Annotated in this window: 25 protein-coding genes; all 25 read right to left on the reverse strand. The window is 50.8% G+C overall.

All coding sequences use genetic code 11. The annotated features are described in order from the left end of the window. Window positions 1-17 precede the first annotated feature (17 nt). Complete coding sequence (locus tag E6C60_RS11925; protein ID WP_138226046.1) at window positions 18-560, reverse strand: cysteine hydrolase family protein; 543 nt, start codon at window positions 558-560, stop codon at window positions 18-20. A gap of 103 nt (window positions 561-663) precedes the next feature. After that, on the reverse strand, window positions 664-1437 hold the full coding sequence (locus E6C60_RS11930; RefSeq protein WP_138226047.1) for an NUDIX hydrolase: 774 nt from the start codon (window positions 1435-1437) through the stop codon (window positions 664-666). A 165-nt stretch (window positions 1438-1602) separates the two neighbouring features. Then, complete coding sequence (locus E6C60_RS11935) at window positions 1603-2016, reverse strand: YlbF/YmcA family competence regulator (RefSeq protein ID WP_138227777.1); 414 nt, start codon at window positions 2014-2016, stop codon at window positions 1603-1605. A gap of 79 nt (window positions 2017-2095) precedes the next feature. Beyond that, window positions 2096-3655, reverse strand: a complete 1560-nt coding sequence (gene miaB / locus E6C60_RS11940) for a tRNA (N6-isopentenyl adenosine(37)-C2)-methylthiotransferase MiaB (RefSeq protein ID WP_138226048.1) — start codon at window positions 3653-3655, stop codon at window positions 2096-2098. Between the two features lie 254 nt (window positions 3656-3909). Next, entirely contained in the window at window positions 3910-4482 is a 573-nt protein-coding gene (pduL, locus tag E6C60_RS11945) for a phosphate propanoyltransferase (RefSeq protein ID WP_138226049.1), read from the reverse strand. Window positions 4483-4592: 110 nt separating this feature from the next. Next, window positions 4593-5459 (reverse strand): 2-oxoacid:ferredoxin oxidoreductase subunit beta, encoded by an 867-nt coding sequence (locus E6C60_RS11950; RefSeq protein ID WP_138226050.1) that lies wholly within the window; start codon window positions 5457-5459, stop codon window positions 4593-4595. Next, entirely contained in the window at window positions 5459-7213 is a 1755-nt protein-coding gene (locus tag E6C60_RS11955; RefSeq protein ID WP_138226051.1) for a 2-oxoacid:acceptor oxidoreductase subunit alpha, read from the reverse strand. Before E6C60_RS11955 ends, E6C60_RS11950 begins: the two co-directional genes overlap by 1 nt. Before the next feature lie 168 nt (window positions 7214-7381). Further along, a complete protein-coding gene (locus tag E6C60_RS11960) occupies window positions 7382-8329 on the reverse strand; it encodes a dipeptidase (protein WP_138226052.1) in 948 nt (315 codons plus the stop codon). An 88-nt stretch (window positions 8330-8417) separates the two neighbouring features. Then, a complete protein-coding gene (locus tag E6C60_RS11965; RefSeq protein WP_006211249.1) occupies window positions 8418-8678 on the reverse strand; it encodes a stage V sporulation protein S in 261 nt (86 codons plus the stop codon). A gap of 172 nt (window positions 8679-8850) precedes the next feature. After that, on the reverse strand, window positions 8851-9669 hold the full coding sequence (locus tag E6C60_RS11970) for a TIGR00282 family metallophosphoesterase (RefSeq protein ID WP_243895989.1): 819 nt from the start codon (window positions 9667-9669) through the stop codon (window positions 8851-8853). Window positions 9670-9737: 68 nt separating this feature from the next. Beyond that, entirely contained in the window at window positions 9738-11276 is a 1539-nt protein-coding gene (gene rny, locus E6C60_RS11975; RefSeq protein ID WP_138227779.1) for a ribonuclease Y, read from the reverse strand. 326 nt (window positions 11277-11602) lie between these two features. Beyond that, window positions 11603-12328, reverse strand: coding sequence for a regulatory protein RecX (locus E6C60_RS11980; RefSeq protein WP_138226053.1), 726 nt, complete (start codon window positions 12326-12328; stop codon window positions 11603-11605). A 117-nt stretch (window positions 12329-12445) separates the two neighbouring features. Beyond that, entirely contained in the window at window positions 12446-13507 is a 1062-nt protein-coding gene (gene recA / locus E6C60_RS11985; protein ID WP_138226054.1) for a recombinase RecA, read from the reverse strand. A 236-nt stretch (window positions 13508-13743) separates the two neighbouring features. Continuing rightward, window positions 13744-15003, reverse strand: coding sequence for a competence/damage-inducible protein A (locus E6C60_RS11990; protein WP_138226055.1), 1260 nt, complete (start codon window positions 15001-15003; stop codon window positions 13744-13746). A 94-nt stretch (window positions 15004-15097) separates the two neighbouring features. Beyond that, a complete protein-coding gene (pgsA, locus tag E6C60_RS11995) occupies window positions 15098-15688 on the reverse strand; it encodes a CDP-diacylglycerol--glycerol-3-phosphate 3-phosphatidyltransferase (protein WP_138226056.1) in 591 nt (196 codons plus the stop codon). 190 nt (window positions 15689-15878) lie between these two features. Continuing rightward, the gene (locus E6C60_RS12000; protein WP_138226057.1) at window positions 15879-16373 is read right to left on the reverse strand and encodes a YajQ family cyclic di-GMP-binding protein; all 495 of its coding nucleotides are present in this window, start codon (window positions 16371-16373) and stop codon (window positions 15879-15881) included. A gap of 150 nt (window positions 16374-16523) precedes the next feature. Beyond that, a complete protein-coding gene (locus E6C60_RS12005) occupies window positions 16524-16694 on the reverse strand; it encodes a DUF4175 domain-containing protein (protein WP_138226058.1) in 171 nt (56 codons plus the stop codon). A 125-nt stretch (window positions 16695-16819) separates the two neighbouring features. Continuing rightward, on the reverse strand, window positions 16820-17791 hold the full coding sequence (locus E6C60_RS12010) for a helix-turn-helix domain-containing protein (RefSeq protein ID WP_138226059.1): 972 nt from the start codon (window positions 17789-17791) through the stop codon (window positions 16820-16822). A 41-nt stretch (window positions 17792-17832) separates the two neighbouring features. Further along, on the reverse strand, window positions 17833-18600 hold the full coding sequence (locus E6C60_RS12015) for a DUF3388 domain-containing protein (protein WP_138226060.1): 768 nt from the start codon (window positions 18598-18600) through the stop codon (window positions 17833-17835). 196 nt (window positions 18601-18796) lie between these two features. After that, the gene (locus E6C60_RS12020; RefSeq protein ID WP_138226061.1) at window positions 18797-19051 is read right to left on the reverse strand and encodes a DUF3243 domain-containing protein; all 255 of its coding nucleotides are present in this window, start codon (window positions 19049-19051) and stop codon (window positions 18797-18799) included. A gap of 131 nt (window positions 19052-19182) precedes the next feature. Next, the gene (gene ymfI, locus E6C60_RS12025) at window positions 19183-19947 is read right to left on the reverse strand and encodes an elongation factor P 5-aminopentanone reductase (protein WP_138227780.1); all 765 of its coding nucleotides are present in this window, start codon (window positions 19945-19947) and stop codon (window positions 19183-19185) included. Further along, window positions 19944-21230, reverse strand: coding sequence for an EF-P 5-aminopentanol modification-associated protein YfmH (yfmH, locus tag E6C60_RS12030; protein WP_138226062.1), 1287 nt, complete (start codon window positions 21228-21230; stop codon window positions 19944-19946). The genes ymfI and yfmH overlap by 4 nt, the downstream gene beginning before the upstream one ends. A gap of 3 nt (window positions 21231-21233) precedes the next feature. After that, window positions 21234-22517: an EF-P 5-aminopentanol modification-associated protein YfmF gene (yfmF, locus tag E6C60_RS12035; RefSeq protein ID WP_407669119.1), complete on the reverse strand. Its 1284-nt coding sequence runs from the start codon at window positions 22515-22517 to the stop codon at window positions 21234-21236. A 123-nt stretch (window positions 22518-22640) separates the two neighbouring features. After that, complete coding sequence (gene sleB / locus E6C60_RS12040; RefSeq protein ID WP_138226063.1) at window positions 22641-23465, reverse strand: spore cortex-lytic enzyme; 825 nt, start codon at window positions 23463-23465, stop codon at window positions 22641-22643. A 69-nt stretch (window positions 23466-23534) separates the two neighbouring features. After that, window positions 23535-23657 (reverse strand): hypothetical protein, encoded by a 123-nt coding sequence (locus E6C60_RS21460; protein WP_267900149.1) that lies wholly within the window; start codon window positions 23655-23657, stop codon window positions 23535-23537. Between the last annotated feature and the right edge of the window lie 9 nt (window positions 23658-23666).

The raw sequence follows: 23666 nt of genomic DNA on the forward strand, positions 1-23666 counted from the left end.
AGAGCCGGTCCCGGGTTTTAGTTGCTGTTTATTACCCTCGCGCCCAGAGTTCCTTCAAAATGTGTTAAGGCCCAATCATGTCCTGCAGCATTAAAGCTGGCTACTGCATCCTTATATACCGTAATGTTATAGCCCAGATTGTACGCATCCACAGCCGTGTGCAGCACACAAATGTCTGTACAGACACCGATCAGGCTGATTTCCCGAATGCCGCGTTCTCTCAGCTTGACATCCAGATCCGTTCCGCAAAAAGCACTGTACCGGCTCTTGTCCATCCAGTAGATCTGTTCCTTGTTCTCTTTATATGCCGATTCCAGTGCACCAAAGAGATTTCTGCCTTCGGTCCCGCGAAGGTTATGCGGCGGAAACAGCTTGGCTTCAGGGTGGTAGGCTTCGTTCTCTTCATGCAAATCTACGGCCATGACGACAAAATCCTGCTGCTCCACATAGCGGCGGGTTAGCTCAGCCACGGTATGCTGGATCGCGACAGCTGCTTCTCCTACCGGGAGCTTGCCGTCTACGAAATCATGGGTAAAATCAATTACGATTAATGCCTTCATGTCTATACACACTCCTTATTCACCTTATTTCAAAAGCACTTTGCTTCTGCGCAGGCTCGCTACAAGATATAGCGATACCTCAGCACGTTTCAGTTTCCAAAGATTAAGTGTACATGGATAGCAGTGGTGTATGGTCTGTGAATCGGTACAGCTGTGCCGGACGCTGGGAATACTGATTGGAGCTCACCGGCTTTCCGTCCTCATTCCGCACCTCCTCCAGAATTCCCTGGCGGCTGCGTGTAGATGTGATCTTACGAATAAAGTTCGGCTCCTTAAATTCCGGCACGACCGTCTGAATGACCTGATACAGCTCGCTTAACGTAAACTCCTCCGGCAGGAACTGCTTGGCAATCGTCGTCTGCAGCATTTGCTGCTGAATTTGGCGGTAAGCATCCAGAATGATGCGTCGGTGGTCAAAAGCGAGCTCCAGCTCATCCAGAGCCTGGCTCACGGTGAAAAGTCCGACCTCTTCCGCATCATCCGCAGCCTGCCGGTGCTCCAGCATCCATTCCTCGACTAAGGCGTAAAAGGCATGGCTGATAATCCATCCGCGTGGATCCCGCCCAGGGTCACTATATACGCCAAGGTACTCCAGATGGCCGCCATCGACTCCGGTTTCTTCCTTAAGCTCTCGTGTCGCAGCATCATATATAGATTCGCTTTCCCGGCAAAATCCTCCAGGCAGCGCCCACATGCCGGCACAAGGCCAGGATTTACGGCGGATCAGCATCACCTTGAGCTCACGAATCGGCAGGGTCTTGGTGACGGTCTTTCGCTCCCGCTTCGTCAGGGTAAACATTACAATATCGGCCGGTACGCCATCGGGAGTCCGGTAGCGCTTCGTAGTAGATTGAGATGGATCTGCATTTTGCGTCATGTGATCACCATTACTTTTAATTTGATAATATCATTATGACATACTAATCTGGACTGTCAAGCCCTTCCTGAGAATTCCTTGCTCCTTACGATACCCTTAGACATTACATTTCATGTTGTTAAGGAAAGACAGAGAAAAGGTGCGGACCCCAGGTCCGCACCTTTTCTAGCCGCAGCTGCTCGGTGGCGCTTCTTTACCTGTCTCGACATTTACCTTCTGCGAGACGGTATCATGAATGACTGACATCACGAGCTGCAGCAAATAGTTAATATCGCTTTGGCTCTGTTGAAACTCGGACACAACAGGAATAGCGTCAATTTCATCCTGAAGCTCATCAATTTCACGTTCGATTTTGGTTACCATGTCCTGATTCTGGAAGGTTTCAAACGCCACGATTTCCTTCTGCTTCTTCTTGATCGTTTGAATCAGCTTCTGCACATGCTCATGACTGCGGATTTTCTCCTCCGCCTGCTGAAACATTTTGACTTCCTCACTTGTCGAAATGAGCTCTGCCAGCTCTTTCGTTTTCTTCATAATATCTTCCCGGATTACCAGGTCGCGGCTGTCAAAGGAAGCCATTCCGTAATTATTTACACGCTGTTCCTGAGTCACGTTCATCGCTCCAATTCATAGTATTATCAATCCACACTTGCACAACCTAAACCGCATCGCTTGCAGGAATGACAGGCTCCATCATCTCGCCCTTGATATACCAGGTCATTGGATCAGTGATACGAACATGCACCAAACTGCCAATCAGATCCTCGGTGCCTTCAAAATGGACCAGCTTATTGCTGCGCGTTCTCCCGGACAGCATATGATCCTTGTTCTTGCTGACCCCTTCTACCAGAACCTCCACAATGGCATCCTTCATCCGGTCATTGCTCTTGCGGCTGTATTCATGAATTGCATCGTTCAAAAGCTGCAGACGCTGCTTCTTGACAGCCATCGGAACATTATCCTCCATAACCGCTGCAGGCGTTCCTTCCCGCGGAGAATAGATAAAGGTGTAGGCGAAATCAAAGCCTACTTCACGGACCAGGGAGAGCGTCTCTTCGAACTGCTCATCACTTTCGCCCGGGAAGCCCACAATGATATCTGTAGTCAGAACAACGTCCGGAATGGCTCGCTTGATCTTTCCGACCAGCTCCAGATAAACCTCCCGCGAATACTTGCGGCTCATCTTCTTCAGGATCTCACTGCTGCCGGATTGAACCGGGAGATGAATATGCTCCACCAGATTGCCCCGCTTCGCCAGCACCTCAATCAGATGATCGTCAAAGTCCCGCGGATGAGAGGTCGTAAAGCGCACTCGAGGTATATCAATTTTGCGGATTTCATCCATCAGGTCTCCGAAACCGTACTGAATATCCGTAAAATCCTTCCCGTAGGCGTTCACATTCTGGCCCAGCAGCGTAATTTCCTTAAAGCCCTGTCTGGCCAGCTCACGCACCTCGGCAATCACATCATCCGGCCGGCGGCTCCGTTCTTTACCACGGGTGTAAGGCACGATGCAATAGGTACAGAATTTGTCGCAGCCGTACATGATGTTAACCCAGCCGCGCAGACCTTCTCTTTTCTTGGGCAGATTCTCGACGATGTCGCCTTCCTTGGACCATACCTCCACAACGAGCTCTTTGCTGAGCAGAGCCTCCTGAATGAGGTGTGGCAGGCGATGAATGTTATGTGTGCCGAAGACCAGATCCACAAAGCCATGCTTTTGCAAAATCCGCTTGACTACGCCTTCCTCCTGCGCCATACAGCCGCAGACACCCAGCAGCAGATCCGGCTTCTCCACCTTCAGATGCTTCATATGCCCCAGCTCACCAAACACCTTATCCTCCGCATTCTCGCGGATCGCACAGGTGTTGAGCAGAATAATATCTGCCTGCTTGCGGTCCTCTGTCGGCATATAGCCCATTTGCTCCAGAAGCCCCTTGATCGTCTCTGAATCGTGTTCGTTCATCTGACAGCCATACGTATATACCAAATAGTACTTGTCTTTGCCGATATGTTTAAACTCTTCAGGCACCTCTGTATTGTACAGTACCTGTACATCTTGTTTCCCGCGCTGCTTCTCTTGTCTATGATCAGGCTCCGATAGTATGTTAATCTCCCGGCCGCGAATGCGGATTCTTTTGCCGCGCTCATCCTCGGAGAGCACTTTCGCATCGGAAAAATCAAAATACTTGGAGTAATCCTTCTTCTCCTTGGACATTCAGCTGGTCACTCCTTAAATCCGTAAAAGTCCCTTAAACGACATTACCGCCAATAAAGGCATTGTCTCTGATTATATCATGATCTTCCCCATCCGGCTACTGCCGGGGTCCTTATTCTTGAGCCCCTGACAAACATGCTGCGCCACAGCATCAGCTGCTTATTTACTCCACACGTTAACATGAAAAAGCCGCCCCGGCCTCAGCAAGCCCGAAGGCTTGCTCTAGGTCAAGGCGGCTGCACCGCAGGGAACCGCTAGTCGATGATTTCTGCTGTATCTCCAGTGGACGCACCGGCAGCATTGGCTTCATCGGTATCAATATGCATATCAAGTGCAAAGTCCGGGGATACGCGGGCTACTACATGTTCAAGAACGAGGCCCCGCTCTCCACCCAAGCGAACTTTAAGCAGATCTTTATCCTGTATCCCCCATTTTTCTGCATCTGAGGTGTGAAAATGAATATGGCGCGCGGCCACGATGACTCCCTGCTCCAGGGTTACCTCACCGGCCGGACCTTTGATTGTAATCCCCGGCGTACCATCAATATAGCCAGATTCGCGAACAGGTGCCTTAACACCGATTGCGAAGGAATCGGTACGGGATATTTCGAGCTGGGATGCCTTGCGGGCAGGACCCAAAATACGAACCTTGTCAAATTGACCCTTGGTGCCGATCACAGCTACAGTTTCATTGGCAGCAAATTGACCCGGCTGCGAGAGCGGCTTGAATTCTGTCAGCTGATAGCCGGCTCCAAATAATGCTTCGATGTGCTCCTGACTCAAATGAATGTGGCGGGCGGAAACCCCCACCGGAACAGTTTTACTCATCTGTCTCACTCCTTGTTTTTCTCTATATGCTGTCATGCCAACGTCCATTATACTCTCTATTACCCAAAAATAAAAAGGCAGCACGGAAGCCGCACTGCCTGTTCAAACAATTATCTGAATTCTGCCATCAAATGGTCAAATTGCTCCTCGGTTAACGCCAGGTCCTGTTGGGCCAGAGGCGTCTCTTTGAAGCCTTGAATCTGATTCTCATAGCTTTTGCGTGATTGGTCTTGATAGATCAGACCGGTCAGCAATCCACCCGTTTCCATCAGCTTCGTCATTGCCTGGATCCGGTTGCTCGGATCATAATCCGGGAAAGAGTCCAGATTGACAATATTCTCTTTAAACCATTCGTAGGTATTCACCTTGTTGAAGGTCACACATGGACTGAATACATTAATAATTGAGAAGCCTTCATGCTTGATGCCCTCTTCAATTAATGCCGTTAACTGCTTAATGTCACTGGAAAAGGATTGAGCCACAAACGTAGCGCCAGCCGACAAGGCCAGCTCCAATGGCGACAAGGTCGTCTCGATCGAGCCGCTAGGCGTGCTCTTGGTCACGAAGCCCTCTGCACTGCGGGGAGAGGTTTGTCCCTTGGTCAGGCCATAAATCTGATTGTCCATTACGATATACGTGATGTTCATATTTCTGCGAATAGCATGAATGGTGTGACCCATCCCGATCGCAAAGCCGTCTCCGTCACCGCCGGAAGCGATAACCGTCAAGTCTCGGTTCGCGAGCTTGACTCCCTGCGCAATCGGGAGTGCACGGCCGTGAATACCATGCAGGCCATAGGCATGAATGTAGCCCGAGATCCGTCCGGAGCAGCCAATGCCCGAAATTACCGCCAGCTCCTCCGGTGTTAATCCTGTGTTCGCTGCGGCCCGCTGGATCGCAGCCTGAATGGAGAAATCTCCGCAGCCAGGGCACCAGTTCGGCTTCACATTGTTACGAAATTCCTTAAAGGTTGCCATTATACCAGCTCCTTGCTTGCTGTGCAGATCTGCTTGCACTCATGATAAATAATGGATGGCAGGAACGGATTCCCGTCATATTTCAGTACGCTCTTGATCTTGTCTCCATGTCCGCAATGCAGCTTCACCAGGCCGGCAAGCTGTGCAGTGGCGTTGTTCTCCACCACGATAACCTGTCGGGCTTGTTCCACATAGGGCAGCACTTCCTCCACCGGGAACGGATGCAGCAGGCGTACCGTCAAATGATTGGTGCTGATGCCGTCCTTCTCCAGCAGCTCTCTGCCCTGGTCAATGGTACCTCCCGTCGAACCCATTCCAATAATGAGCAGGTCCGGTGTCTCATAAGGCGCATCTACCAGAACCGGATCTCTGACTTCAAGACCCGACAGCTTGCCAAGACGCTTATCCATCATGTTCTTTCGGTTGATCGCTGATTCGGACGGACGTCCGGTTTCGTCATGCTCGACTCCGGTCACGTGGTGAATGCCGTTCTTCTGTCCTGGCAGTACCCGTGGCGAAATTCCATTCTCAGTCAGCGCATAGCGCGGGAACAGCTCTTTCTCTTCCAGCTCCGGCGCCTGGGCTACTAGGCTTCCTCTATCGATCACAATCCGGCTGTAATCCAGCGGCTCACAGGACTGCTTGCCCAGCGACAGCTGCAGATCGGTTACCAGAATGACCGGCACCTGGTATTTCTCCGACAAATTAAAGGCCTCGATCGTATCATAAAAACACTCTTCAATAGAGCTTGGCGCCAGCACGATCTTCGGAATTTCACCGTGTGTTCCGTGAATCATAGCATTGATATCACTTTGCTCCTGCTTCGTTGGAAGGCCTGTACTCGGTCCGCCGCGCTGGGTATCTACAATAACTACCGGTGTCTCTGTCATGCCTGCAAGACCAATACCTTCCATCATGAGCGAAAGGCCCGGGCCTGCGGACGCTGTCATCGTCCGGACGCCAGCGTAATTGGCACCGATCGCCATGGTCACCGCAGCAATTTCATCCTCGGTTTGAACGACTGTGCCTCCAAATTTAGGAAGCTGCTTAATCAAATATTCCATGATTTCAGAAGCCGGGGTAATCGGGTATGCGCTCATGAGACGGCAGCCTGCTGCTACCGCGCCAAGTCCAATGGCATCGTTGCCGATCATAAACAGCTTCTGCTTACCATCTGCTGGGAGCAGCTTAAATTCATCCAGCGGGCCTCCGGCCAGCTCCAGGACATAGTCTGAGCCTCGCTTCACAGCCTCCAGGTTCTTCTCTACGACAGCCGGGCCCTTTCTGCCAAATTCCTCTTCCACCGCGCGGTTAAATACGTCTAACGGCAGTCCCAGAAGCGCCCACGACGCTCCGGAAGCTACCATGTTCTTCATCAGTGACGTTCCAAGCTCTTCAGCAATGGCCGTAATGGGTACAGAGAACAAGCGGATCTGGGTACCGTCCGGCACGGTCGGATTGAACTTGGAATCTGCTACTACTACGCCGCCCGGACGCAGCTCATGCGCATTGAGGTCAATACTTTCCTGGTCAAAGGCCACGAGAATATCCAGATCATCCGAGATTGAGCGAATGGGATCCGTGCTGATTCTTATTTTATTATTCGTATGACCGCCTTTAATTCTGGATGAGAAATGACGGTAGCCGTAAAGATAATAGCCCAGACGATTCAAAGCTGTTGAGAAAATCCGGTCTGTACTCTCGACACCTTCACCCTGCTGGCCGCCAATTTTCCACGATAACTGGTTAATCAAACAATTCCACTCCTTTTCCAATCCATGCATCATCTCAGCGTCGCAGCTGTTCTGCACTTGTTCTATTATAAGTTCTGAAGCGTCATATCACCATTGCTTTTTTTAATTACGATAAAGTTTATCGGTTTAATGTGAAAATGGCAAGAAATATTTTCTAGCTGTGTTCTGCTATCCATTTTGTGATGGAAGATGCTTCTCCAGGAAGGTCAGCGCGTTGCCAGAAATGAAGTCATTGACAAGCTCCTCCGGATAATGCCTCAGCAGCACGTTGATAAACTCCGGATAGCGAGACGCATTCTCCAGCCCGTTTACCCACTCATCAATTCCGTCGAAATCCGACCCGAACATCAGGTGCTTTGCGCCTCCTAAGGAGCAGACATGCTCAATATGCGGAAGCAGATCCTCGGGAGTAACCACCTTGGCCTCATTTCGGATAAACCAGGGTACGAAGGTCAGTCCGATCAAGCCATCCATGGCGATTAACGCTTGAATTTGTTCATTACTCAGATTCCGCGGGTGGCTGCATACCGACATACAGTTGGAGTGAGAGGCAATCAGCGGACGCCGGCTCATCTCAGCCAGCTCCCAGAAGCCGGCAGGGGAAAGGTGAGACACATCCAGTAATATCCCTAGCTGCTGGCAGAGCTCAACGAACTCCTGGCCTTTGCGTGTCAGTCCACCGCCCCGCGGTTCCATCACCCCGTCAGCAGCCCAGTTTGCATGGTTCCACGTCAAGCCCATAAACCGCACTCCGAGCTCATAGCACAGCTGCACATAAAACAAATTTCCCTCCAGCCCGTCCAGCCCTTCCAACGAAAGCATGCCAAAGCGCTGCCTGCCGCTTCTGATTTCTGCAATCTGTTCCTTCCACTTCAGCCACTCCAGAGGTCCTGCGGCCAGCTTATTCCGGAATATGTCCAGCTGAGCCAGAACGCGTTCAAAGCTGGGCCTGCCGAACCGCTCGGCTAAAAACACCGCAAACACCTGCAGAGCTACATCGCCCTGCTCCATCGTTTTGAAGGATACATCCAGCTCTTTAGCATCTAAAAAAGCCAATCCAGGCTTCTCCCACAGCTTGCTCAGTGCATCACAGTGAAAATCCACAACCTTTGTCATATGCGCCCCCCTTACAGCTTTTAGTCATAGCAAAAAGCCTGTTTACCAAGTTCATGTAAACAGGCTCATCCTCTCAACATTCCGTCCCTTATCTTGGTTCGACGATCAATTTAATCGCGGTCCGGTCTTCTCCATCAATAACAATATCCGTGAAAGCAGGGATACAGATTAGATCCACCCCGCTCGGTGCTACAAATCCCCGGGCAATCGCTACGGCTTTAATGGCTTGATTCAGGGCTCCGGCTCCAATCGCCTGAAGCTCTGCACCTCCACGCTCACGAAGCACACCTGCAAGCGCTCCTGCAACTGAATTTGGATTGGATTTTGCTGAAACTTTTAATACTTCCATGGTAAGTACCTCCCCTGGGAATGTTGAGTGATGGTTTGCTTTCATGGCTTTCATGGCTTCATGGCTTATATAAAATAAAGTTTATTTTATATCCATGTTATTCGCGGATGTCCAAAAAATTCCTTCTTTTTGCCAGTTGCCCTTATTTACTCTTTAACCGCTGGAGAATATTTTAATCCATCTGCCATTCATCTTCGTAACGGCGGATTTTTTCAATTTTTATGGCACGGCCGGTTGCATCGTCAAGCTTCACGAACACACCATGAAGATGCCATTTCCCTTCATCCACCACAAAGCGTGCCGGAAGCTGTGTCTTGAATTTATACAGCACACTGTCCCGCTGCATTCCCAGCACACCTTCCTTGGAGCCAACCATGCCGGTGTCTGTAATATAAGCTGTTCCTTCCGGCAGGATTGTGTCGTCGTTGCTTTGCACATGCGTATGAGTTCCAACGACAATGGATGCCCGTCCATCCAGATGCCAGCCCATAGCAATTTTTTCCGAAGTCGCCTCGGCATGAAAATCCACCAGGATATGCTTGTGCTTCTGCTTCAGTTCATCCACAATCTCATCGGTAGTCCGAAACGGACATTCGATCGCCGGCAGAAAGGTCCTTCCCTGCACGTTGATGATCGCCAGCTCCTTGCCGTTAGCTTTAACGACCGTGTAGCCTCTACCTGGAGTGCCTGCCGGGAAGTTAGCAGGGCGAATCAAACGCGGCTCATCGTCAATAAATTCAAAAATGTCCCGATTATCCCACGTATGGTTGCCCATCGTAATGCCATGCACGCCCCAATTGAAGAACTCATTCGCAATGGCTGAGGTAATCCCTCTGCCGGATGCTGCATTTTCACCGTTAACGATAATAATATGCGGATTGTACTTGGATTTCAGTGCCGGCAATGTCGCTCGAAGTGCTTTTCGTCCTGTGCTGCCTACAATGTCACCGATAAATAATACGTTGATGCCAATCACTCCTTGTGGGTTCATCTCTTACGTCTCAGCTCAGACATTTAAAAAAGTGGCCGAATTCCTCGGCCACTTCAGGGGTCCATTGCTTATTTAGCGTAATCCACCGCGCGCGTCTCTCGAATGACCGTAACCTTGATATGACCTGGATAATCCAGTTCATTCTCGATCTTCTTCGTGATGTCACGTGCCAGGCGGAATGCTTCCGCATCATCAATCTTCTCTGGTTGAACCATGACGCGAACCTCACGGCCCGCTTGAATCGCGTAGGACTTCTCCACGCCATCAAAGGATTCTGTAATCCCTTCAAGCTTCTCCAGCCGCTTGATGTACGTCTCCAGCGTTTCTCGTCTTGCGCCCGGTCTCGCTGCAGATAAAGCATCTGCTGCTCCGACGAGCATTGCAATCACGGATGTGGCTTCGCAATCACCGTGGTGAGATGCGATACTGTTGATGACCACCGGATGCTCCTTGTACTTCTTCGCGAGCTCGACACCGATTTCCACGTGTGATCCTTCCACCTCGTGATCCAGCGCCTTACCAATGTCATGCAGCAAGCCTGCCCGCTTCGCCAGAGTAATATCTTCTCCCAGCTCGCCAGCCATCAGGCCTGTGAGATACGCGACCTCCATGGAGTGCTTCAGCACGTTCTGGCCGTAGCTTGTACGGAATTTCAGGCGACCGAGAATTTTGATCAGATCTGGATGCAATCCGTGAACGCCAACCTCGAAGGTGGCCTGTTCCCCGTACTCCCGGATACGTTCATCCACTTCCTTCCGGGATTTCTCCACCATCTCTTCGATGCGGGCCGGATGGATACGTCCGTCCGCGACCAGCTTCTCCAAGGCGGTGCGAGCAATTTCGCGCCGGATCGGATCAAAGCCAGACAGAATCACGGCCTCTGGCGTATCATCAATAATAAGATCAATACCCGTCAGCGTTTCCAGTGCTCGAATATTCCGACCTTCACGACCGATAATTCGGCCCTTCATCTCTTCATTCGGCAGTGTGACTACAGAAACGGTTGTCTCTGCAACATGATCGGCAGCACAGCGCTGAATAGCCAGCGTAATAATTTCACGCGATTTCTTATCCGCTTCCTGCTTCGCTTGCTGCTCAATCTCTTTAATCATCTGTGCCGTTTCATGGCGAACTTCCTGTTCTACATTGCTAAGAATAATGCTGCGAGCATCCTCCATCGTCAGATTGGAGATCCGCTCCAGCTCTGTGACTTGATTCTTATAAATCAAATCAATCTGCTGTTGGGTTTCATCGATTCGTTTCTCTTTGTTCGCCACTTGCTCTTCTTTACGTTCCAAAGATTCTAATTTTTTATCCAGCGACTCTTCCTTTTGCAACAATCTCCGTTCCTGCCGCTGTATTTCATTGCGGCGCTCGCGGGTGTCTTTTTCAGCTTCGGCTCGAATCTTGTGCACTTCATCTTTCGCTTCGAGAACCGTTTCTTTCTTCAGCGCTTCCGCTTCCTTCTTCGCATCTTCGACGATCTGGACGGCGGCATGTTCCGCACTGGAAATTTTAGCTTCTGCAAGGGATTTGCGAATAAAATAACCGAACCCAAAGAATATAGCGGCTACCAAGAGAACGAGGATCCAGCCCCATACTGGCATCTGCATCTGTGTCACCTCCTCGTTGGTTCCTCCAAGGCATTCCTTGGGAATGTGCAGTTGTCAAAACACCTTAACTTCATTCATAAAATTGCGGCAGAAGCCTCTGCCGTCCACGCAGCACACGGACGTACCACCGTGCATAGCCTGCCTTGCGGCAGCATTGCACTTCACTATGAATTGGTTGAATATGAATCTTTCATAAAAGTCGCTTTTTGGGAAGGAAAAAGGCTTTATGAATGATAACGATTCACTATTTATTTTAGTATTTAGGAAAAGATATTGTCAAGGGAAAGCACAGGGAAACCTCCAGCTGCCCGAACGGCTGCTCAATGAAAGGACTCGTCCTCCAGTTCTTCATCCTGCCCTTCCTCCTGCACCAGCCGATTCACGGTCTTGCGCACCTGGTCGCCCGTGAAGCCCCGGCGCATCAGAAAGGCTCCAGTCTTCCGTTTGCGCTCAAAGATCTCCCCTTTACTCTGCTGCCACTTCTTTCGTCCGATGATATAGCAGCTCTCCAGCTCTGCTTCTTCATCCACTTCATCCAGGGCCTCCGTAATGATCTCGCTGTCAATGCCCTTTTGTCTTAACTCCTGCTTTACCCACATTTTGCCCTTCTTGTGACCGGATATCCGCTGCTCGGCCCACTGCTTTGCATACCAGGCATCATTAATGAGACCTTCCTGGCTTAGCCGCTGCAGTGATTTCTGAATGGCATCCTCGGTCATTCCTTTCTGCATCAGCCGCTGCTGAATCTCCTTCGCCGTTCTCGGCTTTCGTTCCAGAAATTTTAATGATTCCACATAGGCACGCTGTTCTTCGTCAGCCATTACGATGTCCAATAGCTCTGCTTTATGGAAGACAGCATCCTTCGTCATCACATACTTGATCATCACGTCCTCATGCACAGACATACTATACGGTCCAAACCATATAAGATAGCGATGTCTTGGCTTGCGAAGAGCTTCTACAGCTGTAATGATTAGGTCCTCTCCCTCTGGAAAATCCGATAAATCCGTTCCTTCCAGCTGTTGTTCCTGTTGATAACGATGCATGAGTCCTCTCCTTCCAGCTTTGCTGTACCATGACTCCACGTTACAGATGAAAAAAAACACCGTGTTCTTCAACACGGTGCGGGATTTTCACACGATCTACCATGAAAAGGAGATCAATTATTCTGCCTTGAACAATTCCTGTTCTTCCATATCTTCCTGTGCTTTCTCGCTATCGCTCTGCACCGGAACATTCGTTGTCAGGTTACTGGCCTCACGAATCTTGTTCTCGATCACTTCAGCAATTTCCGGGTGCTCCTTCAAAAACTGCTTCGCATTCTCCCGGCCCTGTCCCAGACGATCACCGGAGAAGGAGTACCATGCACCGCTCTTGTCCACAATGTCCAGTTCCGTGCCGATATCAATGAGGCTGCCCTCTCTGGAAATACCTTCACCGTACATAATATCCAGCTCCGCTTGCTTGAACGGAGGCGCTACCTTGTTCTTGACTACCTTGACACGGGTACGGTTACCCACCACGTCGTTGCCCATCTTGATGCTCTCAATCCGGCGAACGTCCAGACGTACCGTAGAGTAAAACTTCAGAGCTCGTCCGCCCGGCGTCGTTTCCGGGTTACCGAACATGACGCCAACTTTCTCGCGCAGCTGGTTGATAAAGATTGCAATGGTCTTGGATTTGCTGATAGCACCCGAAAGCTTACGCAGAGCCTGTGACATCAGACGCGCCTGCAGACCCACGTGGGAATCACCCATATCGCCTTCGATTTCCGCTTTCGGCACCAGTGCTGCTACAGAGTCAATGACAATAATGTCAACCGCCCCACTGCGAACCAGTGCTTCGGCAATTTCCAAAGCCTGTTCTCCCGTATCCGGCTGGGAAAGCAGCAGTTCGTCAATGTTAACGCCCAGTTTGTTTGCATAAGATGGATCCAGCGCATGCTCCGCATCAATGAATGCAGCCTGTCCGCCCACCTTCTGAACCTCAGCGATGGCGTGCAGTGCCACTGTTGTCTTACCCGAGGATTCCGGTCCGTATACCTCAACAATACGGCCTCTTGGAAGTCCGCCTGTACCTAAAGCTATATCTAACGCCAAGGAGCCGCTTGGCACGATTTCAACTTGCATATGAGTAGACTCACCGAGTTTCATGATGGAGCCTTTACCGAACTGTTTCTCAATCTGGCGGAGCGCCATATCCAGCGCAGCACGACGATCTGACAATTCATCCACAACCCTTCAAATGTTGATAACATAATAATACCTTGTTTTGATACGTTTGCCAAGCTTTTTTTCGAACATACATTCGTTTTTTTGTGTGCCGCTGTTTACCCCCTCAAGGAGCCCCGGCACGTGACAAAAAAATAAGAACCGCGGCTTTCCTCTATAGAATGCCACGGTTCTTCCGTATCTCCATTATACCTGTCTGAGGAGAATGCGGCAAGTAAAATGTTAAAATTTTACTGCTCGGTTGCTTTCAAGCGTCTCCACAAACGATACAGCAATGCTTTGGTCGCCCGAACCCGAATCGTCTCCCGATTTCCCTTGATGTGCAGCTCGTGAACCTCTGTCTTCTTACCGCGCTCGGCAATCCCGATATATACAAGCCCGATCGGCTTGCGCTCCGCATATCCCGGACCAGCCACCCCTGTGATCGACAAACCGAAATCACTATCTGTAATCATTCGGATTTGCTCACAGAGCACCTCGGCCGTTTCCGCTGAGACCGCTCCTGCCGCGTTCTCCCCTTCCAGCAAATGTAACGGTACGTTTACCAGCTTATGCTTCATTTCGTTCGTGTAGCAGACCACACCTCCGCGCAGCATTGTGGCACTTCCCGGAATGGACGTCAGCGTTTCCATAACGAGCCCCCCGGTACAGCTTTCGGCAGCGCTCAGTGTCAGGCCCTGATCGGCCATCAGGTCTACGATCACCTGCTCGATCGGCACATCCTGGCTGGCATACATGTGATCCGGCACGATGGCTTCAATCTCAGCCTGCAGCTGATCCAGCTTCTCCATCGCCTTCAATTCACTGTCTGCTTTCGTGGAAATACGAACCGTAACCTCTCCATCTTTGGCGTATAACGCAATCGTAGGGTCACTCTGGCCCGTAATCAGGTCTGTAAGACGGTCATCCAATGCCGACTCTCCAATGCCGGCGAATTTCAGCATCTTGGAGTAAATAGGCAGCTCATCGGTCAAAACATGCTGCAGCAGCCACGGCTTGACCTCCTGTTGAAACATGGGGATCAGCTCTTTGGGTGGTCCCGGCAGCATTATATAATGTCTGCCATCTTTAGACACCGCATTGCCTACTGCAAGCCCGGTTTCATTGTCCAGCGGGGTACCGCCGTCAATGGCTAGCGCTTGGCGCTTGTTGTTCTCCGTCATCGGCTTGCTACGATCCTGAAAAAAGCGCTCCAGCTTATCCAGCGCAAGACGGTCATAGTGAAGCTTCGTGCCCAAGTATTCAGCCACCGCTTCCTTCGTCAAGTCATCCTGGGTCGGACCCAGTCCACCGGAGAGAATGACAATGTCGGCTCTCGCGCTGGATAGCTGCAGCGCTTCCTTCAGACGTGACAGGTTGTCGCCCACAACAGTCTGATAATACACATCGATCCCCATTCCAGCCAGCTCTCTGGATAAAAATTGTGCGTTCGTGTTCACGATCTGCCCCAGCAGCAGCTCTGTACCTACAGCAATAATTTCAGCCTTCATAGCTCCCAGCCTCTCTGTATGTCGTGATCTCAAATTTTAAAGCTATACGATGGGCACTTTATGGAAGAAAAAAGCAATAGGATTTCTCCTATTGCTATGACGCGCCAACACCGCGCAAAAGATGCTTGTTCTTTACAAAGTATTCGACTCCGGAGTAAATCGTTATGATCGCTGCAGCCCAGATGGCAATGCGATCAAACGGAATTCCGACAAATACGAACGGAAAATTGTTGATCAACAGCGCCGAGATCGCCACAATCTGAACAATCGTCTTCAGCTTTCCAGAATTTCCTGCAGCTACTACTGCGCCGTCCAGCAAAGCAATCTGCCTCAGGCCTGTAACCGCAAACTCCCGGCTGATGATGACGACCACGATCCATGATTCTACCTTGCCCATTTCGACCAGAGAAATCAGTACCGCCGCAACGAGCAGCTTGTCAGCCAGCGGATCAAGCAGCTTTCCCAGGTTGGTAATCATATTGTGCTTCCGGGCCAGGTACCCGTCTATCCAGTCCGTGCTTGCAGCCAGAATAAATATCAAGGCTGCGATCAGCTGATTAAAGGGCAGCGAGAAGCCCTCCCACACAATCGGCTCCGGATAAAAATCAAAATCGACGAGCAGAAAAATCATCATAACGGGAATCAAGCAAATTCGCGCGATCGTTATGCGATTCGGTAAATTCATGAAACAGCCTCCCTGCAATGGGGTTCTTCTTCTAACGAGCCGTGCCGTCAGCTTCAAGCGAATCGGCTTCCAGCGCCGTAGTTGTATGTAAATGCATAACCTACTGAATGCCTCAATGCCGAGTTTCAGTATAATATTAAGCACTGCACCGTGTCAAAAAGAGAACGAGTTTCTTCCGTGTGAGCCTACATTATGATTTCAGGTTCGTAAATTGAAGGTCCAGCGGCAGATCGGCCTTACGCAGTAGCTGCATAACGTCCTGCAGATCATCCCGGCTCTTGCCGGTTACACGAATCTGGTCCCCTTGAATCTGGCTCTTTACCTTCAGCTTAGAATCACGGATCAGAATGTTAATTTTCTTCGCATTCTCCTGATCAACTCCTTGCTTCAAGGACAGACGCTGACGCACCGTGCCCATGGAGGCCGGCTCAAGCTTGCCGTATTCGACATTTTTCAGCGACAAGCCGCGCTTGACCATCTTGGTCTGTAAAATATCAATGACCGCATTCAATTTATACTCATCATCCGAAACAATAACCAATGCGTCCTTCTCCAGCTTCAGGCTGCTCTTACTGCCCTTGAAGTCAAAGCGGTTCTCAATCTCCCGCTCCGTTTGAGTGACGGCATTGTTCAGCTCCTGCATGTCCATCTTGGATACAATATCAAACGAATTTTCTGAAGCCATTAGCTGTGACCATTCCTTTCAACGACATAATATTTATCTATTATAAGAGATTCTTAGGCATGAAGTCTAATGCCCCTAAATATATACAGCAGAACGGACAGAGATAAACAGCAGCCCCGTCTCCTTCAACGGAAACAGGGCTGCTGCAGTTTAGGACTTTTCGCCGCTGCGGGCAGGCTGACGGAACATATCCAGAACACCAAGCGCAATATGCGCAAGACCGAAGCCCAGAATGCCGTAGCCCCAATCCGAAGGGATCAGATAATAGCCTAACAGGCTGACAATGAAGCCCAGCCCCGTAACGATCCAGCTCACAGTCATAACAAGGCCATCCTTTTCCAAGAGAGTACAGGCAGGTCTGCATCGCAAACCTTATACCTATTACTCTTCCCGGTGTATGCCAGCCTTATTCAAGCCCGTTGCCAGCACCATCATCACCGGAGAGATCATTCACCGCTAGCTTCAGCATCCACAGGCTCAAAAAACAGTCTCGAGGTGGACTTGCCGTCAGTAACGACCTGTCCTCCTACTTTAATAACTGTCGCTGGAGAGTAGGCTGACTTGATGTACAGCCCCTGAGCATCCATCTCATCGGTGAAAACATCGCCCGCATTCATGTTGCCATAATATAAATTCTCACCCTGAGAATTATAGCCCCGGTAAATTTCAACCCAGCTCGTTCCGCTGGCTGTAATCTCAACCGGTACACCGGCACCCGCAGGGGATGCCACTTTAAAGATCGTATACTTTCCTTCCGAGCGGTCCTGCGTAACAGACACATTCACAGGTTCCTCCTCGGCGGGTTCTTCCTCCGAATTGCCGTCCTCTGCACCGTCTCCGTTGCCCTCAGCATCCTCTCCGGAGCCCTCAGCCGGTTCCTCATCAACAGGCGCATTATCTGTTCCCGCTTCCCCGTTATCCGATGGCTCGGCAGGCTGCTCCCCGCCGCCGCCCTCTCCGGACGCGCCTTCGCCGCTTGGCTGTTCTTGGGCAGGCGGCACAGCTGTATAGCCTTCATTCGGATCACTTTTGTTCGCGAGGAAAGCGTAGTATACGATGACTGCAACGATTAATACCGGAAAAGTCCACATCAATACCGTCGGAAGCCAGCTTGTGTTGCGATCCGAGGAAGCTCGGCTCGAGCGCTTCTGAATAACGGGCTCCATCGTGGCTTCCGGTGCAGCCTTCGGCATATCCTGCTTATGTCCCTCCATCAGCTCATCCGGATTCAGACCCACCGCCTCCGCGTAGGTTTTGATGAAGGCCCGTACATAGAAGCTGCCGGGAAGCACCTTATAATCGCCAGCCTCGATGGCTTCCAGGTAGCGTTTGCGTATTTTCGTTATCTCCTGCACGTCATCCAGACTCATTCCTTTTTGAAGACGCGCTTCTCTCAATTGTTGTCCCAGTTCGGACATGCCATCACCTCCCCTTGGATTTTACGGTGCTAGATCACCCTCTATAGATCATCACTATATGTGCCGGTAAACGTATCATAGAGTATTTCCTCGCCCGGGTTGTTTCGAAGCTCAATAATAATATCAATATCATCATAGCTGTATTCCGATTCCCGAATAAAAATATCCGGATGCTCAATCACCTTCGTGCTCGGGGCGCTCATAATATCCTGAAGCAGCTGATAGTGCCGCTCATTCGAGCGAATCGTGCTCACAATCCCATCAATAATAAAAACATTGGATGGATTCAGCTCTTCCTCCGACAGCTGACTGCGAACCGTTTGACGCAGCAGCGTAGAGGATACAAAAGTCCAGCGCTTCATCGCGCAGACACTGCCGGCGATAATAGACTCTGTTTTGCCGACACGGGGCATACCCCGAAGTCCAATCACCTGATTGCCTTCTCTCTTAAACAGTTCTCCTAAAAAATCCACCAAAAGTCCTAATTCATCACGTGTAAAACGGAACGTTTTGCGATCGTCCGAATCCCGGTCAATGTAGCGGCCGTGTCGAACCGCCAGAATGTCCACCAGCTTAGGCGGTCTCAGGGCAGTAATTGTAATGTTGCTTACTTTATTCAGCATCTGGCCCATCAGAGAGATTTTCTCATCATCACTTGTCTCGAGCAGCATGCCCCGGGTCTGTCCCTCAACCCCGTTAATGGTCAGAATATTGACCTCCAGCATCCCTAGCATGGATGCGATATCACCCAGCAGGCCCGGCCGGTTCTTATGTATCTTGTACTCCATATACCATTGTTTAGGTTCCACAATTACACCTCATCATTGCTTCTTTCCCATCACATTTCGACAAACTTCAAAGGTAAAAAGTCGAGAAACGGGTCACGTTAATGATATATAAAATGAAAATGAAAGGCAAGGACAACTCTGTAACCTGGGATAAAAAAACCCCCTGAAGCAAGGGGGCTTTTCATGACTTTTGCAAAGCACCGGTCTTAGCGGTGATTTAGGCGTTATTTTTGGCCAGCTTGACCATCAGCTTCGCGATCGTGCGGCGCTCTTCCTCGTTGCCCACATCCCAAATTTCCTTCAGAGCGCGGTTGGAATGGTTGCCGGGATCGACCTTTTCGTCTAGAAAATCACCGATTTCATAGGCCAGCTGAGAAATGGTGTTCTCGTCCATGCCTGCTTTTTCGGCCTGAACGACACGCTCGCCGAGAAACTTTTTCCAGGAATCGAAGTTCTTGAGTACGGATGACATGATGTAAGCCTCCTTGTGATTTCGCATTGGGTGTTAGGGATGAACAATACTAATATGTCCGCCCTCTTCCTCAGCTATGCGTGGGTAAATCCGCCACCCGCAGCATCCAAGTCATGCTTCACCTTGATGGATCAGGTCATCCAGCCACCGTTCGGACTAATGACTTGCCCTGTAATATAACCGGATTCCGGCAGGGCCAGAAAGTACACCAGCGAAGAGATTTCATCTGGCTGGGCCAGGCGCCCGACAGGAATTTCCTCCTCCAGCAGCTTCAAATCGTCTCCCTGAAGATGATCCAGCATTGAAGTATCCACTGCGCCCGGGGCCACCGCATTCACGGTAACACCTGAAGGAGCCAGCTCCTTGGCCAGCGCTTTCGTAAATGCATTCACTCCGCCTTTACTGGTGGAGTACAGCACCTCGCAGGCTGCCCCGGACTGTCCCCAGACCGAGGACACATTAATAATGCGTCCATAGCGCTGGGAAACCATGCGGCCCATAAAAGCCTGAGCGCACAGAAACAGCCCCTTCAGATTGACAGCCATCAGCTCATCCCATTCCTCTTCGGAAACGTCTGACAGCAGGCCATAATGGGCAATGCCGGCATTATTCACTAGAATATCCGGCTCCATCCCGTGGTCCAGCAGCTTCTCCTTCATTCGCAGAATCTGCTCTTTATCCTTTAGGTCGGCAGAGACCGTCAGCACCTTCGCACCGCTCGCCATGCATTTGCGCGCGACCTCATTGGCCGCTTCATGGGAGGCTGAATAATGGATGACGATATTCATGCCGACCGCAGCAAACCGCTCCGCAATTGCAGCCCCGATGCCCCGGCTGGCCCCCGTTACCAGCACCGTCATCTCCCCGATCGGCTTCACCTCTGCCCGTGAGATCATTCCGGGCTGAGTACCAGAGATACGGCCAGCTGATCCCACTGCACATGCTCCTGAAGCCGCTGGTTAACGTCCTCAAGTGTAATGGATTCATAGATCGGCAAGACAGTAAACAGGTTTGCGCCCCGGAATTGGTAGCGGGTAAACTCATGCGCAATGTTCTCCGGCGAGTTAAGCATGCGCAGGTACCCGCCCATTTTTTTCTTTTTGGCCCGTTCAAAATCCTCAGCATGAAATCCCTTTGCCTTCAGAGACTCCAGCTCTTGACGAATCCGGCTCAGCAGAAGCTCCGGATCTCTCGTGTCCCCGCCGGCCGCAGAGAATGCATACTGTACCGAGCTGCTGAATTCGTGAGAGAAATTATCCGAAATTAAATCCTCATCATACAGCTTCTGATACAGCTCCGTGCTGGGACTGAATAGTAGATCCAACATCAGCTTGCTGCTCAGATCTCTTCGCAGCTGCTCCTCGGCCCCAAGTCCCGTGACCTTCTCCTTGAAGCCAAACAAGCATTTAGGCAGCGAGACAGCCAATCTGCTTACCTTCCGCTCCTGGAACGGCGCCTGCGGCTCTTCGTCAAAAATACGCCGAATCTGACCCTGCGGCGGGTACGACTTCCGACTCTGGTTCTCTCTGACCATCGCAATGGTCTGCTCCGGGTCTACCCCGCCCACGACGAATAAGAGCATATTGCTAGGGTGATAAAAGGCATTGTAGCAGGTATACAGATCTTCCTTCGTAATCGTTCCGATCGACTCAATCGTTCCTGCAATATCAATATGAACTGGATGCACCTTGTACATCGCTTCAATTAAACCGAAATATAAACGCCAGTCCGGATTATCCTGATACATATTGATTTCCTGGCCAATGATACCTTTCTCCTTCTCTACATTTTCATCCGTAAAGTACGGAGTCTGCACGAAGTCAATCAAGGTCTCCAGATTATCCAGGACATGCTCGGTAGCCGAGAACAGATAAACCGTTTGATCAAAGCTCGTAAACGCATTCGCCGATGCGCCCTTGGATGCGAACTTGGCGAAGACGTCACCGCCTTCCGGCTCTTCAAACATTTTGTGCTCCAGGAAATGTGCAATGCCATCCGGCACCGAGGTTTCTTCCTGGCCCTGCACCTGGAATCGGTTATCGACCGATCCGTATTTCGTGGCAAAGGTGGCATAGGTCTTCTGGAAGCCGGGCTTCGGCAGCACATAAACATGCAATCCGTTATCCAGCACTTCGTAATACAGTGTCTCCTGCAGGTTGTCGTATTGTATGCGTTCCACCGGCTACTCCTCCTTTTGACCCTTCAGGAAATATATCGTGTCCAGCTGAAAAGAGCTCGCGGCGCGCTGAACATCATCTACAGAAATGGACTCAACCTGCTCCAGCAGCTCTTGGGCCGTGCGTTCTTTTCCGGAAATGACCCGGTTAAAATCATAAGCAATCATCTCAAATGCAGAATCCTGCATTTCCTTCACGACATTGCGGATCATCGCCTTGGTCTGCGTCATTTCCATCTCTGTAATTTGCCCGGAGGCCAAATCCTGAAGCTGCTGTTTAATAATCTCCACAGCCTTCTCATAATTCGGAATCTCTATGCCGGACTGAATCGTAGCAATCCCTTTGTGACCGTCGTAACGGGAGGATGCATAGTACGCCAGACTAGCCTTCTCACGGACGTTCACAAACAGCTTGGAGTGCGGATAACCGCCTAGTATTCCGTTATACATGAGTGCAGCAGCGTAATCCTCATCGCGGTATGTGATTGTGCTTCGCAGCCCGAGATTCAGCTTGCCCTGGTTGACATCCAGCTTCTCTACCACGGTCTGCGGCTCCCGGGATCTTGTCGTCACGACCGAGGACTCATACTGGGAAGACTCAGTGCGATTTATCTGAAAATGCTCCGCAACGAGCTTCTCTACTTGCGATAGATCGGTATCGCCAACCACGTATAAATCAAAGACAGCATTCTTCAGCCATTGTGTGTATGCTGCGTACAAGCTCTCCGGTGTGATGCTGTCCAGATCGCTCCGCTGACCCAAAGGATGAAGGCGGTAAGGCTCATCACTGCACATCACTTCCACGCAGCGTTCAGCGGCATAACGGATCTTGTCGTTAATAATCGCTTCCAGCTTCTTCCGCACGGTGTCACGCTCTGTCTTCACATAGGAGCTGCGAAACACTCCCTGCTCCAGCACCGGAGAGGACAATGCTTCCCCTAGAAAGGCGAAGGAAGACTCCAGCAGGCCTTCCTCGCTCTGCACGAATGAATCATTAATCGTATCCATCCGAAAATGAACAATCTGATGGTCGCCCCGTTTATAGACGTCAAAGCCGAAGCCGGCTCCGTACAGCTGCTCCAGACGCTCACGGAAAGCCCGGGTTTCCGGATAGCTGACCGTCCCGCGGCGCAGCACGAATGGAGTCAAGGCAGTGGAAGTCACAGTTTCTTCCGATAGGGAAGTACCGGCATACAGCGAGATGGCAAAAGTCTTAAAGCGCCGGGTGGGCAGCACATGGATCCGTATTCCGCCGACCTGGCCGTGTTCAAATCCCGTTATTGTCGTCAACGTCCAAAACTCCCTTACCACGTAGATTTCTTATTTCATTGGCATATCGTTAACTTCCATTCTAACCCACTTCAAAGAGAAGAAGCAACCGAAGACAAGCCTCGGCTGCTCTCACTCAAACCATTACATGCAGAAGATGTGCTGGCCTATGGTTTTTACTTGAGGCCGGGTCCAGATCCACGGTGATGTGGCCGTTTCCGGGTTGAAATAGTAGGTGCAGCCGCCCGTAGGATCCCAGCCGTTCAGCGCCTGGATCACCGCCTTCTTGGCCTGCTCGTTCGGCTCCAGCCAGATTTGTCCGTCTGCTACCGCAGTAAAGGCCCGGGGCTCGAAAATAACGCCGGATGGCGTATTCGGGAAGGTGGGCGATTTGACCCGATTCAGGATTACTGCCGCGACAGCAACCTGTCCCTCAAAGGGCTCGCCGCGGGCTTCTCCATAAACAGCATTCGCCATAATCTTCAGCTCATTGTCTGAAAGGCCCATTGTATTGCCAGAGGCCAAGCTGGCGGCTCCACCCTGCTCCTGCTCACCTGCACTCTTGCCGTCGTTCTCATGCAGCTTCGGCTCAGTCGGACGGAAGTCCTTCGTAGCATTGTACAGCTTCAGCTTGACCTTCGGGCCTACAATGCCATCAACCTTCATGCCGAACCTAGACTGAAACCATTTCACCGATTTCAGGGTGTCAGGCCCAAAGACACTGTCAATCTTGCCGTTATAGAAACCCAGATGCTTTAATCTGCCCTGCAGCTCATAGACATCCTCACCAGTGGAGCCGTATTTCACAGCCTCCTGGCTAAACACAGGCAGTAGCTCCTGCTCTTCCTGCATAGATGGGACCTGCGCTATAGGAGTAGGAGCAGGCTGGTCTGCCGGCTCGGTGCGGAATACGGCGGCGGATACAATGACTGCAATGCCGATCAGCAGCCATACCTTGGTATTGTTCATGCTGCACTCTACCTTTCTATGGTGGTTTGCAATGCTCGCTGACCTTATTATGACAAGGGCGCTGCGTTCCTATGCACCATAAACGGCAATTTCAAGCAGCTCCGCCAAGGAAGCAGGAAGAAGCCGGGCAGCATAAGCCCGGCTTCGTGTTTCGTGTGCAATGATGAATGAATAGACACATCGTTGATCCATGGCGACCAA

It is taken from the genome of Paenibacillus algicola (assembly GCF_005577435.1).
Classification (GTDB): domain Bacteria; phylum Bacillota; class Bacilli; order Paenibacillales; family Paenibacillaceae; genus Paenibacillus_AQ; species Paenibacillus_AQ algicola.